The sequence below is a fragment of the Streptomyces sp. NPDC006711 genome, from assembly GCF_042869775.1.
In the GTDB taxonomy this organism is placed as follows: Bacteria; Actinomycetota; Actinomycetes; order Streptomycetales; family Streptomycetaceae; genus Streptomyces.
Window position 1 is genome coordinate 37,886 of the sequence record NZ_JBIAGO010000030.1, and the last position, 14,658, is coordinate 52,543.

6 protein-coding genes, 1 tRNA gene and 1 rRNA gene are annotated in these 14,658 nt (G+C 70.4%); 1 reads left to right on the forward strand and 7 read right to left on the reverse strand.

The annotated features are described in order from the left end of the window. Positions 1-56: 56 nt before the first annotated feature. The 4 genes from ACFYM2_RS33455 to ACFYM2_RS33470 form a co-directional block, all read right to left on the reverse strand. Positions 57-914 (reverse strand): helix-turn-helix domain-containing protein, encoded by an 858-nt coding sequence (locus ACFYM2_RS33455; RefSeq protein WP_388462196.1) that lies wholly within the window; start codon positions 912-914, stop codon positions 57-59. Between the two features lie 316 nt (positions 915-1,230). Next, positions 1,231-4,005, reverse strand: a complete 2,775-nt coding sequence (locus tag ACFYM2_RS33460) for a DNA translocase FtsK (protein WP_388841430.1) — start codon at positions 4,003-4,005, stop codon at positions 1,231-1,233. A 123-nt stretch (positions 4,006-4,128) separates the two neighbouring features. Further along, on the reverse strand, positions 4,129-4,806 hold the full coding sequence (locus ACFYM2_RS33465) for a response regulator (RefSeq protein WP_359006210.1): 678 nt from the start codon (positions 4,804-4,806) through the stop codon (positions 4,129-4,131). Positions 4,807-5,053: 247 nt separating this feature from the next. Then, positions 5,054-10,396: a HAMP domain-containing protein gene (locus tag ACFYM2_RS33470; protein ID WP_388841443.1), complete on the reverse strand. Its 5,343-nt coding sequence runs from the start codon at positions 10,394-10,396 to the stop codon at positions 5,054-5,056. Between the two features lie 522 nt (positions 10,397-10,918). Between ACFYM2_RS33470 and ACFYM2_RS33475 the strand changes: the two genes are divergently transcribed. Continuing rightward, positions 10,919-13,552 (forward strand): SpoIIE family protein phosphatase, encoded by a 2,634-nt coding sequence (locus tag ACFYM2_RS33475; protein WP_388841433.1) that lies wholly within the window; start codon positions 10,919-10,921, stop codon positions 13,550-13,552. Positions 13,553-13,629: 77 nt separating this feature from the next. Here ACFYM2_RS33475 and ACFYM2_RS33480 read toward each other — a convergent pair. The 3 genes from ACFYM2_RS33480 to rrf form a co-directional block, all read right to left on the reverse strand. Next, a tRNA-Thr gene (locus ACFYM2_RS33480) sits at positions 13,630-13,702 on the reverse strand. Positions 13,703-13,791: 89 nt separating this feature from the next. Beyond that, positions 13,792-14,469 carry a DegT/DnrJ/EryC1/StrS family aminotransferase gene (locus ACFYM2_RS33485; protein ID WP_388462203.1) on the reverse strand — a complete coding sequence of 226 codons (678 nt, stop codon included), beginning with the start codon at positions 14,467-14,469 and terminating at the stop codon, positions 13,792-13,794. Between the two features lie 98 nt (positions 14,470-14,567). Further along, a 5S ribosomal RNA gene (rrf, locus tag ACFYM2_RS33490) occupies positions 14,568-14,658 on the reverse strand; the annotation flags it as partial.

Here is a 14,658-nt window from a genome sequence, read left to right on the forward strand (position 1 = left end):
TCAAGACTACTTTGTCCTGGCCCACGCCCCCGCCGCGAGGGTCGTGGGCCGCGGCGTCAGCCGGCCTGGGGGTCGCCCTTGGTGTAGCTCAGGCGCTCGACCTGGCCGTCGTCGAACTTGCTGTCGATCTTCTTGCCGTTGACGTAGAGCTCGATCGCCCCGGCGTTGCCGAGGATCAGGTCGACCTTCTCGCCGTCCTGGAACGTCTGGGCCTGGCCCTTTTCGAGCAGGCCGTCGAAGAGCATCTTGCCGTTGTGGTCCTTGGCCGAGATCCAGCTCTTGTCGTTGACCGCGGTGACCTTGACGGTGACCTTGTCGGCGGGGACCGCGGCGATCGCGCTGTCGGAGGGGGCCGGGGTCGGCTTGGGTGCGGGGGCCTTGGGGGCCTGGGGGCTGGCCGCGGGGCTGTTGGGCTTGTGCTGGGCGGGGCCCTCGGCGACCGAGGAGTGGCCCTTGCCCTTGTCGCCGCCGCCGAACATGGTGAAGCCGACGAAGCCCACGACCACGACGATCGCGGCGACCATGGCGGCGGTCCAGTTGGGCCGGCGCGGCTCGGGGCGGATGCGTTCCGCGTCGAACAGCGGGGCGGGGGGCGTGGGCGCGGGGCGGCCGCCGTGCTCGTCGTCGTACTGGGCGACCAGCGGGGCGGGGTCGATGCCGACGGCCTGGGCGAAGGTGCGGATGTGTCCGCGCGCGTACACATCGCCGCCGCACCGCGAGAAGTCGTCCCCTTCGATCGCGTGCACGATGGGGATGCGCACCCGCGTGGCGGAACTGACTTCGTCGACCGTCAGCCCAGCGCCGATCCGGGCCTGCTGAAGGACACGACCGATCGATGGCCCGTCAGGTGCGGTCGCCGGCCCGTCGTCTTCGATCGAAGGCCGGTCGTCTTCGGGAGAGTTGCCGATGGACACGGGGGCGCCTTTCGAGCGTGAGCCACCTGCTGGATGTTCAGTCTAGGGGGGGTACGAAAGAGTGGGGCAACCGGGAGCGTGGACTTTGTACGCCATCGGTATGGCCGGCGCCCCTGTCCGAGGGACCGCCGACCGCACCTGCTGCGCTGTCTTGCTCAACTTGACGTGACGCCAGGGGAAACGGTTGCTCGCTCATCCCGTACGAGTGCTGTTTGGGCCGGTCGGCGGTCAGCCGGCCGGATCAGGCCGGCGCCGGCGCGCCCTGGGCGTGCCGTCCACTGCCTGAGCGCGGGCCGTCGGTCTTCGTCGCACACACTCAGGGAGCCTCCCCCCGGATCACGGCGAGCACTCCATCGAGTTCGTCGGGCTTGATGAGGACGTCGCGGGCCTTGGAGCCTTCGCTGGGGCCCACGATGCCGCGCGACTCCATCAGGTCCATGAGCCGGCCCGCCTTGGCGAAGCCGACCCGCAGCTTGCGCTGGAGCATCGACGTCGAGCCGAACTGGGTGGACACCACCAGCTCGGCGGCCTGGCACAGCAGGTCGAGGTCGTCGCCGATCTCCTCGTCGATCTCCTTCTTCTGCTTGGTGCCGACCGTGACGTCGTCCCGGAAGACGGGCGCCATCTGGTCCTTGCAGTGCTGGACGATGGCGTGGATCTCGTCCTCGGTGACGAAGGCACCCTGGAGCCGGGTCGGTTTGTTGGCGCCCATCGGCAGGAAGAGGCCGTCGCCCTTGCCGATCAGTTTCTCGGCGCCGGGCTGGTCGAGGATGACTCGGCTGTCGGCGAGCGAGGACGTCGCGAAGGCGAGCCGCGAGGGCACGTTCGCCTTGATCAGGCCGGTGACGACGTCGACGGAGGGCCGCTGGGTGGCGAGCACCAGGTGGATGCCGGCGGCGCGGGCCAGCTGGGTGATGCGGACGATGGCGTCCTCCACGTCGCGCGGCGCGACCATCATGAGGTCGGCGAGCTCGTCGACGATCACCAGGAGGTAGGGATAGGGCGTCAGCTCGCGCTCGCTGCCCTCGGGCAGTTTCACCTTGCCCGCCCGGATGGCCTCGTTGAAGTCGTCGATGTGGCGGAAGCCGAACGCCGCGAGGTCGTCGTAGCGCAGATCCATCTCGCGCACGACCCACTGGAGCGCTTCGGCGGCCCGCTTGGGGTTGGTGATGATCGGCGTGATGAGGTGCGGAATGCCCTCGTACGCCGTCAGCTCCACCCGCTTGGGGTCGACGAGCACCATGCGGACGTCCTCGGGGGTGGCCCGCACCATCACCGAGGTGATGAGGCAGTTGATGCAGGAGGACTTTCCGGAACCGGTGGCTCCGGCGACCAGGACGTGGGGCATCTTGGCGAGGTTGGCCATGACGTAGCCGCCCTCGACGTCCTTGCCGAGCGCCACCAGCATCGGATGGTCGTCCTCGGCCGCGTCCGCCAGGCGCAGTACGTCACCGAGGTTGACCATCTCGCGGTCGGTGTTGGGGATCTCGATGCCGACCGCCGACTTGCCCGGGATCGGCGAGATGATCCTGACGTCGGGGCTGGCGACCGCGTACGCGATGTTCTTGGCGAGCGCGGTGATCCGCTCGACCTTGACGGCCGGGCCGAGTTCGATTTCGTACCGCGTGACCGTCGGGCCCCGGGTGAAGCCGGTGACGTTCGCGTCGACCTTGAACTCCATGAAGACGTTCTGGAGTGAGGCGACGACGGCGTCGTTGGCGGCGCTGCGCGTCTTGCCGGGCCCGCCCCGCTCCAGCAGGTCCAGGGAGGGCAGCGCGTAGGTGATGTCCCCGGCGAGCTGGAGCTGTTCGGCGCGCGCGGGCAGCGGCTCGGTGCTCTCACGCGCCGGCTTGGTCAGGTCGGGTACGACGGGGGGCGCGCCCGGGGTGGCCTTGGGCGCGGCCGGGCGCCGAGTCGTTGCCTCGGCTTGGGCGGCGCGTGCGGTGGGCAGCTCGGTGGCCGCGCCGGGAGGGGCGCCGTGGTCGGTGGAGACGCCCTGGGTGAGGTCGGCGACCACGGGCGAGGGCGGCAGCCCGTTCATGACGGCGCCGTCGAGGGCGGCGGCCGCGGCGGCGGCCACGTCGACCGGGTCGAGGCCGTTGTCGAACGCGGGCTGCACGGAGCCGCGCCGGGGGCCCCGGCGCCGCGTCAGCGCCTCCTCCTCGGCGAGCCCCGCGTCCGGCCCGGCACCGGGGGCGGCGGAGCGGCGCCGGGCTCGGGGCGCGGGCTCGGCCTCGCGCCACTCCTCCTCGTACAGCTCCTCCTCGGCGAGTTCGCCGGGCAGCGGTTCGAGGACGCCGAGGCGGACGGCGAGCAGCCGCAGGCGCTGGGGGATGGCGTTGACGGGTGTCGCGGTGACGACGAGCAGCCCGAAGACGGTGAGCAGCACGAGCATCGGTACGGCCAGGACGTCGCCGAGGGTGAATTCGAGCGGTTTGGAGGCGGCCCATCCGATCAGGCCGCCCGCGTCCTGAAGGGCGTCGGTGCCGTCGTTGCGGCCGGGTGATCCGCACGCGATGTGGACCTGGCCGAGCACGCCGAGGACGAGCGCGGACAGGCCGATGACGATCCGCCCGTTGGCCTCGGGCTTTTCGGGATAGAGGATGAGCCGGACGCCGATGGCGCCGAGCAGCAGCGGCACCACCACGTCGAGCCGGCCGAACGCGCCGGTCACCAGCATCTGGACGAGGTCGCCGACGGGTCCGCGCAGGTTCGACCAGGTGCCGGCGGCGACGATCAGCGCGATGCCGAGCAGCAGCAGGGCCGAGCCGTCCTTGCGGTGGGCGGGGTCGAGTCCCTTGGCGCCGCGTCCTATGCCGCGGAAGACCGCGCCCACGCCGTGGGCCGCGCCCAGCCACAGGGCCCGCGCGAGCCGGTAGAGGCCGCCGGTGGGGGACGGGGCGGCCTTGGGGGCGGGCCTGGGGGCCGCCGCCCTCTTCGCGGGCGGCCTCCTGGCGGCGGACTTCTTCGCGGGCGCCTTGCCGGCTGCGGCTTTCTTCGCGGGCGCGGCTTTCTTCGCCGGGGTACGGCCGGTGCGCTTCGCGGTGCCCGCCGTGCCCTGGGAACCCTTGCCGGACGTACGTGAGGCCATGGTGCTGAGGTTACCTGGGTCGGCGCCGGTGGACACCTGTGCCCAGGCCTTCACCCGTTCGTGTCGTACGGCGCAAGCCCGCTGACGCCGCGTCAGGGCGACGTGGCGTCAGCGCGGGGCCGGTCAGTTCTGTGTCGGCAGGGTGGGCGCGCCGCCGGTGCCGGGCTCCAGCGCGTCCAACGCCCGGCGCAGGCCGGTGAGCTTGCGCTCCAGGTGGGCGGCGGTGGCGACGGCCGCCGCGTCGGCGGACTCGTCGTCGAGCTGCTTGGACAGCGCCTCGGCCTGCTCCTCAACTGCCGCGAGCCGCGCGGAGAGTTCGGCCAGCAGGCCCGCCGACTCCTTGGCCGCGTCGCCGCCGTGGGAGCCGCCCTCCAGTTGCAGGCGCAGCAGGGAGGCTTGCTCGCGCAGCTGGCAGTTCTTCATGTAGAGCTCGACGAAGACCGACACCTTGGCGCGCAGGACCCAGGGGTCGAACGGCTTGGAGATGTAGTCCACCGCGCCCGCCGCGTAACCCCGGAAGGTGTGGTGGGGGCCGTGGTTGATGGCCGTGAGGAAGATGATCGGGATGTCCCGCGTCCGTTCCCGCCGCTTGATGTGCGCGGCGGTCTCGAATCCATCCATTCCGGGCATCTGGACGTCCAGCAGGATGACCGCGAAATCGTCCGTAAGCAGCGCTTTGAGCGCTTCCTCCCCTGACGATGCCCGCACCAGTGTCTGATCGAGCGCGGAGAGGATGGCCTCCAGCGCCAGCAGATTCTCCGGCCGGTCATCGACCAGGAGGATCTTGGCCTTCTGCACCATGGCCCGCCCTCCTCGTCCCGGCAGTGCACCGGGCGCCGCCCCAGGGGACGGCGACTGCCTTGTGTCGCCCGTCCTTGTGCCGGTCATGGTAGCCGCACCCCGCCTGTCGCCACACCCTGTCACCGCGATGTCACTGTGCACGTAGCAGAAACGTGGGGGGAGACCAGAAGGTTCCCCGTACAACGCCGCTTCACACGCTTCGGCCACCGTCCGTCAGCGCGGGCCCGCCCGGCGCGGGCCCCCCGGGTCACTTGCCCCGCATCCACTGCTCCATCACCGACAGCAGATGATCGGGGTCGACCGGCTTGGTCACATAGTCCGAGGCGCCGGAGTCGATGGCCTTCTCGCGGTCCCCCTTCATCGCCTTCGCGGTGAGCGCGACGATCGGCAGACCGGCGAACTGCGGCATCCTGCGGATCGCCGAGGTCGTGGCGTACCCGTCCATCTCGGGCATCATGATGTCCATCAGGACCACCGCGGTGTCCTCGTGCTGCTCCAGGACCTCGATGCCCTCCCGGCCGTTCTCCGCGTACAGCACCGAAAGCCCGTGCTGCTCAAGGACGCTGGTGAGCGCGAAGACGTTGCGTACGTCGTCGTCGACGATCAAGACCTTCTCGCCCGCGAAGTGGAAGCCGCGCGCGGGGGCGCGTTCCGGTTCGGGCGCCCAGCTCGCGCCGGCGCCCGTCTCCTGCTGCTGCGCGGGGGGCGCCGTCTGGCCGGCCGCCTCCAGCGCCTTGCGCCTGCGCCGGAAAAGCCCGGCCGTCCCGGGCCCCGACCCCTCGGGGGCGCCGGTCCCGGCGCCGGGCCGCGCGAGGTCGGGGTGCTCGGCCGCGTCGATCGCGAGGCCGGCCGCGCCTTCCGTGGCGCCGGGCGCGAGCTGCGGGTAGCTCTGGGGGGGCAACTCGCTCAGGTGCAGCGGGAGGTAGAGCGTGAAGGTGGAGCCGCGCCCCGGCTCGCTCGCCGCGTGGATCTCGCCGCCGAGCAGCCGCGCGATCTCGCGGCTGATGGACAGGCCAAGGCCCGTACCGCCGTACTTGCGGCTGGTCGTGCCGTCCGCCTGCTTGAACGCCTCGAAGATCACCCGCATCTTGCCGGCCGCGATCCCGATGCCGGTGTCGGTGACCGAGAACGCGATCAGGCCGGCGTCCGCGTCCCGCAGCGAACCCGCCTCGAGCAACTGCTCGCGGATGGCGTGCGGCACATCGGAGCCGGCCGGGCGGATGACGAGTTCGACGGCGCCGCTGTCGGTGAACTTGACCGCGTTGGACAGCAGGTTGCGCAACACCTGCAACAGGCGCTGCTCGTCGGTGTGCAGCGTCGCGGGCAGCTCGGGCGAGACCCGCACCGAGAAGTCCAGGCCCTTCTCCGCGGTGAGCGGACGGAACGTCGCCTCCACGTAGTCGACCAGCTGCACCAGCGCGATCCGGGTGGGCGAGACGTCCATCTTGCCGGCCTCGACCTTGGACAGGTCCAGGATGTCGTTGATCAGCTGGAGCAGGTCGGAGCCCGCCCCGTGGATCGTCTCGGCGAACTCGACCTGCTTGGGCGAGAGGTTGCCCTCGGCGTTGTCGGCGAGCAACTTGGCAAGGATCAGCAGGGAGTTGAGCGGCGTGCGCAGCTCGTGCGACATGTTCGCCAGGAACTCCGACTTGTAGCGCATGGAGACGGCGAGCTGTTCGGCCCGCTCCTCCAGGACCTGCCGGGCCTCTTCGATCTCGGTGTTCTTCACCTCGATGTCGCGGTTCTGCTGGGCCAGCAGCTCGGCCTTCTCCTCCAGTTCGGCGTTGGAGGCCTGGAGCGCGCTCTGGCGGTTCTCCAACTCCGCCGACCTCTCGCGCAGTTGCTCGGTGAGCTCCTGCGACTGCTTGAGCAGCACCTCGGTCTTGGAGTTGACGGAGATGGTGTTGACGCTTGTCGCGATCATCTCCGCGATCTGGTTGAGGAAGTCCTTCTGGATGTGCGTGAACGGCTGGAAGGACGCCAGCTCGATCACGCCGAGCACCTTGCCCTCGAAGAGCACCGGCAGCACGATCACGTGCGCGGGCGGCGCCTCGCCGAGGCCGGAGGAGATCCTGAGGTAGCCCGGCGGCACGTTCTCCACCAGGATCGTCCGCTTCTCCTCGGCGGCCGTGCCGATCAGGGTCTCCCCGGGCCGGAAGGACGTCGGCATGGACCCGGCGGAGTAGCCGTAACTGCCGCGCATCCGCAGCTCGTAGGAGCCGTCGCCACCGGGGCTCACCTCCGAGCCGCCGCCGGTGGGCATCGCGAGGAAGAACGCGCCGTGCTGGGCGGAGACGACCGGCGTCAGCTCGGTCATGATCAGCGAGGCGACGTCGTCGAGGTCGCGGCGGCCCTGCATGAGGCCGGAGATGCGGGCCAGGTTGCCCTTGAGCCAGTCCTGTTCCTTGTTGGCGACGGTGGTGTCGCGCAGGTTGGCGATCATCGTGTTGATGTTGTCCTGGAGGGCCTGGATCTCACCCGCCGCGTCGACGTCGATCTTCAGGTTGAGGTCGCCGCGCGTCACCGCGGTCGCGACGGCCGCGATGGCGCGGACCTGGCGGGTCAGGTTCCCTGCCATCTCGTTCACCGATTCGGTGAGGTCGCGCCAGGTCCCGTCCACGTCCCGCACCCGGGCGTGGCCGCCCAACTGGCCCTCGGTGCCCACCTCGCGGGCGACGCGGGTGACTTCCTGGCCGAAGGAGGACAGCTGGTCGACCATCGTGTTGATGGTGTTCTTCAGCTCCTGGATCTCGCCGCGCGCGTCGATGTCGATCTTCTTGGTGAGGTCGCCCTGCGCGATGGCGGTGGTGACGGTGGCGATCTGGCGCACCTGGCCGGTGAGGTTGTCGGCCATGGAGTTCACCGACTCGGTGAGGTCCTTCCAGGTGCCGGAGACGCCGGGCACGCGGGCCTGGCCGCCCAGGATGCCGTCGGTGCCCACCTCACGGGCGACCTTGGTGACCTGCTCGGCGAAGGAGGACAGCGTCGTCACCATGGTGTTGACGGTGTCGGCGAGTTCGGCGACCTCGCCGCGCGCCTCGACCGTCACCTTCTTGGTGAGGTCGCCGTTGGCGACGGCGGCCGAGACCCGGGAGATGTTGCGCACCTGGGTCGTGAGGTTCGCGGCCATCAGGTTGACGTTGTCGCTGAGGTCCTTCCAGATGCCGGTGACCCCGCGCACCCGGGCCTGACCGCCCAGGATGCCCTCGGTGCCCACCTCACGGGCCACGCGCGTGACCTCGTCGGCGAAGTTGGACAACTGGTCGACCATGGTGTTGACGGTCGTGACCAGCTCCAGGATCTCGCCCTTGGAGTCCACGGTGATCTTCTTGGAGAGGTCGCCCTCGGCGACGGCGGTGGTGACCTCGGCGATGTTGCGCACCTGGGACGTCAGGTTGTTGGCCATGAAGTTGACGGACTGGGTGAGGTCCTTCCAGGTGCCGGACACGCCCTGCACCTCGGCCTGGCCGCCCAGGATGCCCTCGGTGCCCACCTCGCGCGCCACCCGGGTGACCTGCTCCGCGAAGTTGGAGAGCTGGTCGACCATGGTGTTCAGGGTGTTCTTGAGCTCCAGGATCTCCCCGCGCGCGTCCACGTCGATCTTCTGCGACAGGTCACCGCGGGCCACCGCCGTGGCGACCTGGGCGATGTTGCGCACCTGCGCCGTGAGGTTGCCGGCCATGCCGTTCACGGAGTCCGTCAGGTCGCGCCACACGCCGGCGACGCCGGGCACCTGGGCCTGGCCGCCGAGCCGGCCGTCGGTGCCGACCTCACGGGCGACGCGGGTGACCTGCTCGGCGAACGCGGAGAGCTGGTCGACCATGGTGTTGATGGTGTTCTTCAGCTCCAGCATCTCGCCGCGCGCGTCCACGTCGATCTTCTGCGACAGGTCGCCCCGGGCCACCGCCGTGGTCACCTGAGCGATCTGACGCACCTGGGACGTCAGGTTGCCGGCCATGAAGTTGACGGAGTCGGTGAGCTCCTTCCAGGTGCCCGAGACGCCGTCCACCCGGGCCTGGCCGCCCAGGCGTCCCTCGGTGCCCACGTCCCGCGCCATCCGCGTGACCTGGTCGGCGAAGGAGGACAGCTGCGCCACCATCGTGTTGACGGTGTTCTTCAGCTCCAGCATCTCCCCGGCCACGTCCACGGTGACCTTCTGGGACAGGTCGCCGTTGGCGACCGCCGTGGTCACCTGCGCGATGTCGCGGACCTGACCGGTGAGGTTGCGGAACGCGGTGTTGACGGAGTCGGTGAGGTCCTTCCACGTGCCGGCGGCGCCCGGCACCTCCGCCTGCCCGCCGAGCCGGCCCTCGATGCCGACCTCACGCGCCACGCGGGTCACCTCGGAACCGAACGACTGGAGCTGGTCGACCATCGTGTTGACGGTGTTCTTCAGCTCCAGCATCTCGCCGGCCACGTCCACGGTGACCTTCTGGCTCATGTCACCGCTGGCGACCGCCGTCGTGACCTGCGCGATGTCGCGCACCTGAGTCGTCAGGTTGCGGAAGACGGTGTTGACGGAGTCGGTGAGGTCCTTCCAGGTGCCCGCGGCCCCCGGCACCTGCGCCTGCCCGCCGAGCAGCCCCTCGGCGCCGACCTCGTTGGCGACGCGGGTGACCTCGTCCGCGAACGTGCGCAGCGTCTCGGTCATCTGGTTGATGGTCTCCGCCAGCTGCGCGACCTCGCCGCGCGCGTTGACCGTGACCTTCTGCGAGAGGTCACCACTGGCCACGGCCGTGGTGACCTGGGCGATCCCGCGCACCTGGGCGGTCAGGTTCGTCGCCATCACGTTGACGGAGTCGGTGAGGTCCTTCCACACCCCGGCCACGCCCGGCACCTGCGCCTGCCCGCCCAGCTCACCCTCGGTGCCCACCTCGCGCGCGACGCGGGTGACCTCGGAGGAGAAGGAGGACAGCTGGTCGACCATGGTGTTGACGGTGTTCTTCAGCTGGAGCATCTCGCCGGCCACGTGCACGGTGACCTTGCGCGACAGATCGCCCTTGGCGACGGCGGTGGTGACGAGAGCAATGTCACGTACCTGGGCCGTCAGCCGGTACGCCATCGTGTTTACGGAATCCGTCAGATCCTTCCAGGAACCCGACATTCCGCGCACCTGGGCCTGACCGCCGAGCTTGCCCTCCGTGCCGACTTCGAGGGCCACCCGCGTCACCTCGTCGGTGAAGGCGGAGAGCTGGTCGACCAGATTGTTGACGGTCCGCCCGACCTTGAGGAATTCCCCGCGCAGCGGCCGCTCCGCGCCGTCGCTGCCGTGCGAACGCAGGTCCATGCGCTGTTCCAGATCGCCCTCGGTGACTGCCGAGAGCACCCGCCCGACCTCCGACACGGGCCGCGCGAGATCGTCGACCAGCGCGTTGGAGGCGTCGATGGCGGCCGCCCAGGAGCCCTCGCAGGCCCCGTTCTCCAGGCGCTCGGTCAGCTTCCCCTCGCGCCCCACCATCCTGCGCACCCGGGCGATCTCGCCGGTCAGGTGCAGGTTGCGGTCGGCGACCTCGTTGAAGACGGCGCAGATCTCCGCCATCACCCCGTCGCCCGAGACCGTCAGCCGCTTGCGGAAGTTTCCGTCCCGCATCGCCGCGAGCGCGGTCAGCAGGCGCTGAAGGGCGGCCGTGTCGACCTCCGTCGTGCCGCCGCTCCCCCGCTGCCTGCTGTTCCGGGCCTGTTGAGTCCGGGGCTGATCGTCTTTCGCGCGCGTGCCTACGCCGCGCGCCGCTGCGCCAGACTCCACCGTGTCCCTCCCGCAAGGGTTGACCGCACCCGGGCTGTCTCCGGAAGCATGCCCAGTGTTTCACCATGGCCGGAGCAGGCCATAACAGTTCGGCAGCTTCGCATATCCGTCCCCGCCCATGCCGGGCGGAAACACTGGTGACCGGCATCCGCTCGGGCCCCGAAGGTAAGTAACCTGGATTCCGGCTGTCCAACCGCCCCAGCCGCCCGGCGTGGGGCGGTTCGTACCCTTTGCCCGGAAAAGCTGGGGGAGGGCGGTGCGGAGGACGACCACGGGACACCGAAGGGGCGGGCCGAGATGGGACTGTTGTTTCCCCAGGGGCACGTTCCGGAGCCCCGGCAAGGAAATCCGGGCGTCGAGACGCGTATGAGGAGTTCTGTGATCACCGCGCGGGCGGCAGCCAGCTTCGACCCTGTCGGGCGGTCCGTCGCGACCGCCCGCGCTTTCGTCCGTGACACCCTCCAGGGCTGGGGGTACGCGGACGTCGTGGACGACGCCGTGGTCTTGACCAGTGAGCTCGTCACCAACGCGGTGGTCCACGCCGGCACCAAGGCGGACGTCCTGTGCCTGCGCTCCGAGGACGGCGTCCGCGTCGAAGTGGCCGACCGCTACCCCGAACGGGAAGTTCCACTGCTCGGCTCCCCCGCCGACATCGCGGGCCCCGAGCGCGAGAACGGCCGGGGCCTGCTGCTCTGCGCCGCCCTCGCCTCCCGCTGGGGCGTCGAATACACCCCCACCAGAAAGAACGTCTGGTTCCAACTCGACCTCACCAACCGGCCGGTGGGCACCCGCTCGGCCGGCCCCGCCCTGCCCACCGCGCTGCTGCCGGTCGCCGACGGCAGAGTCCGCGTCGCGGTCGTGCAGATCGACCGCGCCGGCGCCGTCCGCGCCTGGAACGAGGACGCGCAGGACCTGTTCGGCTACGCCGCCGAGCAGGTCACCGGCAAGGCGCTCACCGACTTCGCCGCCTGGCCGCACACCCCCGGCACCTCCACCGGCATCGTCGAAGCCCTCCAACTCTCGCGCTGGGAAGGCACGTACGGGATAAGGGGCGCCGACGGACGCGTGGTCCCGGTGTACGCCTCGCACCTGCGGGTCCGCGACACCGAGGGCGAGCCCTCCACGGTCTGTCTGCTGGTACGCGACGACGAGCGCGCGGTGCTCCAGACCCCCGTGCGCCAGCCCGCGACCGAGGCGGCCATCCTTGGCGAGAGCCGCAGCGTCGACCCCTTCGAGGTCTTCATCGGCTCCCCCGCCCCCGACGACCTCGACGGACTGCTCCAGCGCACCGTCGAGCGGGCCCGCGACATGCTCGACGGTGACTCCGCCTTCCTGCTCCTGGCCACCGACGACGAGACCGAGCTGGAGGTCCGGGCCACCACCGGCCTGCCCTCGGCCCGTCAGCGGTTCGCCCGCGTCCCCGTCGAGGCCGGCACGGGCCGCTACGGGTCGGCGCGCATGCCCGCCGTCCACGAGGACCTCGCGGCCGTACCGGGCGCCGTGCCGCTCCTTGAGAGCACCGGCATGCGCTCGGTCGTCACCGTCCCGCTCAAGGTCGAGGGCCGCCTGACCGGCTCGCTCGGCGTCGCCGCCGAATCGCCCGGCCGCTACTCCAACGAAGAGGCCCTGCGACTTCAGTTCGCCGCCGACCGCATCGCGCTCGCCGTCGAATCGGCCCGCCTCGGCGAACTGGAACGCCTGCGCAGAGGCTCACTGAGCTTCCTGGTGGAAGCCTCCGACCTGCTGGCCGGCACCCTGGACCGCGACCAGACGCTCGCCCTGATGGCCCAGATGACCGTGCCCACCCTGGCCACCTGGTGCGCCGTCTACACGATCGCCGACCAGTCCTCCGACCCCTACCTCTCCTATGTCCTGCACGAGGACGAGGAACGCATCGACGGCCTCAAGGCCCTGCTCTCCAAGATCAGCCCGCCGGAGCCCGTACCGACGCCCGGCGCCCGCGTCTGGACGGCCCCCGGCGAAGCCGCCCACCAGGCGGCGCTGCGCGTCTCGATGCGCGACCTCGGCCGCTCCGGCACCTCCTACACCGGCGGCGGCCTCGGCAGCACCCTGTCGACCGCCGCCGCGGTGGGCGGCGAAACCGTTGTCCTGCCGCTCGTCGCCCGCAACCGCGTCATCGGCATGCTCACCCTGGGCAAACCCTCCGACGACCACTTCCGTCAGGAAATCCTCGAACTCGCCGAGGATTTGTCCCGCCGGGCCGCGCTCGCCCTGGACAACGCCCGCCTCTACTCCGAGCGCATGGCCATCAGCCGCTCCCTCCAGCGCTCCCTGCTCCCGCCCGGTCTGCCGCAGATCCCCGGCGTCGAGGTCGAGGTGATCTACCGCGCGGCCGGCGAGGGCAACGAAGTGGGCGGCGACTTCTACGACCTCTTCCCCATCCAGGACGGCGCGTACGGCTTCGCCATCGGCGACGTGTGCGGTACGGGACCGGAGGCCGCCGCCGTCACGGGCCTGGCCCGGCACGCGCTGCGCCTGCTGGCCCGCGAAGGCTTCGGCGGCCCCGCGGTCCTGGAACGCCTCAACGCCGCGATCCTCGACGAGGGCGCCCGCAGCCGCTTCCTGACGCTTCTCTACGGGGAGTTGTGGCCCCAGGAGGACGGCAGCGCGCTGCTGAAGGTCGTCTGCGCCGGCCACCCCCTCCCGTTGCGCCTGCGTCAGGACGGCACCGTCGAGCCGGCCGCCGACCCGCAGCCCCTGCTCGGCGTGATGGACGACCTGGAGCTGTACGAGCAGACGATCACGCTCGACCCGGGTGACGTCCTGCTCTGCGTCACCGACGGCATCACCGAGCGCCGTGAGGGCACGCGCATGCTGGGCGACGACGGCCTCGCGGACGTGCTCGCCATGTGTACGGGTCTGACGGCGGGCGCGGTCGCGGCCCGCGTCCTGCGCGCGGTCGAGCGCTTCGCCGCCGAACCGGCCTCCGACGACATGGCGATCCTGACGATGCGCATCCCCGAAGAGGCCAAGCGATAGCCCGAGCGGACCCCGGCACACGAAAGGCCGGGTACGCGAAAGGCCCCGCCCAATGGGCGGGGCCTTTCGATGTTCTGAGCCCCCATGCGGAATCGAACCGCAGACCTTCTCCTTACCATGGAGACGCTCTACCGACTGAGCTATAGGGGCCGGTTGTTGTTTCGGGGTTTCCCCCTCACCAACGAGATAAAGCATACCCCGAATCAGACGGTGTTCCGAACCACGGTCAGCGGTTCCGGCTAAGCGGGTTGCAGCAGTCCTCCCAGCGCGTTGCAGACGGACACCAACCGCCGCAATTTAGCGGGGGAAAGCCCGTCGAGCGACGGCAACGCAAGCGTCTCGTCGGCGGCCCGCTCGGTCTCGGCGAGCGCCGTCTGATCGCGTCGGAACTCCCTCATCCGGTGCACGGGAGTGAGCACGGGCACCTCGCACGCGACCCCGCGCCGCCGCAACAGCCGCGCGAAAGCGTCCCGGTCGGGCCGCCCGTTGCCGGGCACCCGCACGACGTACCGCTGATAGCGGTGCCCCTCGGCGGGCGCGGGCGTTTCCACGCCGGCGAGCCGACGGTCCAAATAGCGTGCGTGTTCCCGGCGTTGTGCCACATCGCCGCCCAGGCCCTCCCGGTCGTCCTGCTCAAGGAGCAACACTCCGTGCCCGGCGGCCAGTTCCGCGAACCGCGCGGAGTCGGCCGGGTACCCGAAGCGGCGTACGAGCACGAGGGCGGCGGTCCTCGACGTGACCACCGGGCCCACCGACTCGGGGGCCAGGCAGTAGGTCAGCGGATCGATGTCGGCGAACACCGGGACCGCCTCGGCGGCTATGACCTCCCGGGCCAACGCGCCGGTATCGAAAGCCGGCACGATCACCTCGTCGCCGGGCGCGACCCCGGCCGCCTTGAGTGCTCCTGTCATCCCCATGACAAGGAATCGTTCACCCGCCACATGAACACCAGGTGATCGGGCATAAAAAAACGCTGGCCCCTGAACCGAAGTTCAGGGACCAGCGTTGAAGATTTGTTCGGCGGCGTCCTACTCTCCCACAGGGTCCCCCCTGCAGTACCATCGGCGCTGAAAGGCTTAGCTTCCGGGTTCGGAATGTAACCGGGC

Bases quoted from the DNA above. Each gene is read 5' to 3' on its own strand.
- ACFYM2_RS33460 (WP_388841430.1), bottom strand. From the start codon at position 4,005: ATGGCCTCACGTACGTCCGGCAAGGGTTCCCAGGGCACGGCGGGCACC.
- ACFYM2_RS33465 (WP_359006210.1), bottom strand. From the start codon at position 4,806: ATGGTGCAGAAGGCCAAGATCCTCCTGGTCGATGACCGGCCGGAGAAT.
- ACFYM2_RS33470 (WP_388841443.1), bottom strand. From the start codon at position 10,396: ATGCGGGACGGAAACTTCCGCAAGCGGCTGACGGTCTCGGGCGACGGG.
- ACFYM2_RS33475 (WP_388841433.1), top strand. From the start codon at position 10,919: ATGAGGAGTTCTGTGATCACCGCGCGGGCGGCAGCCAGCTTCGACCCT.
- ACFYM2_RS33485 (WP_388462203.1), bottom strand. From the start codon at position 14,469: ATGGGGATGACAGGAGCACTCAAGGCGGCCGGGGTCGCGCCCGGCGAC.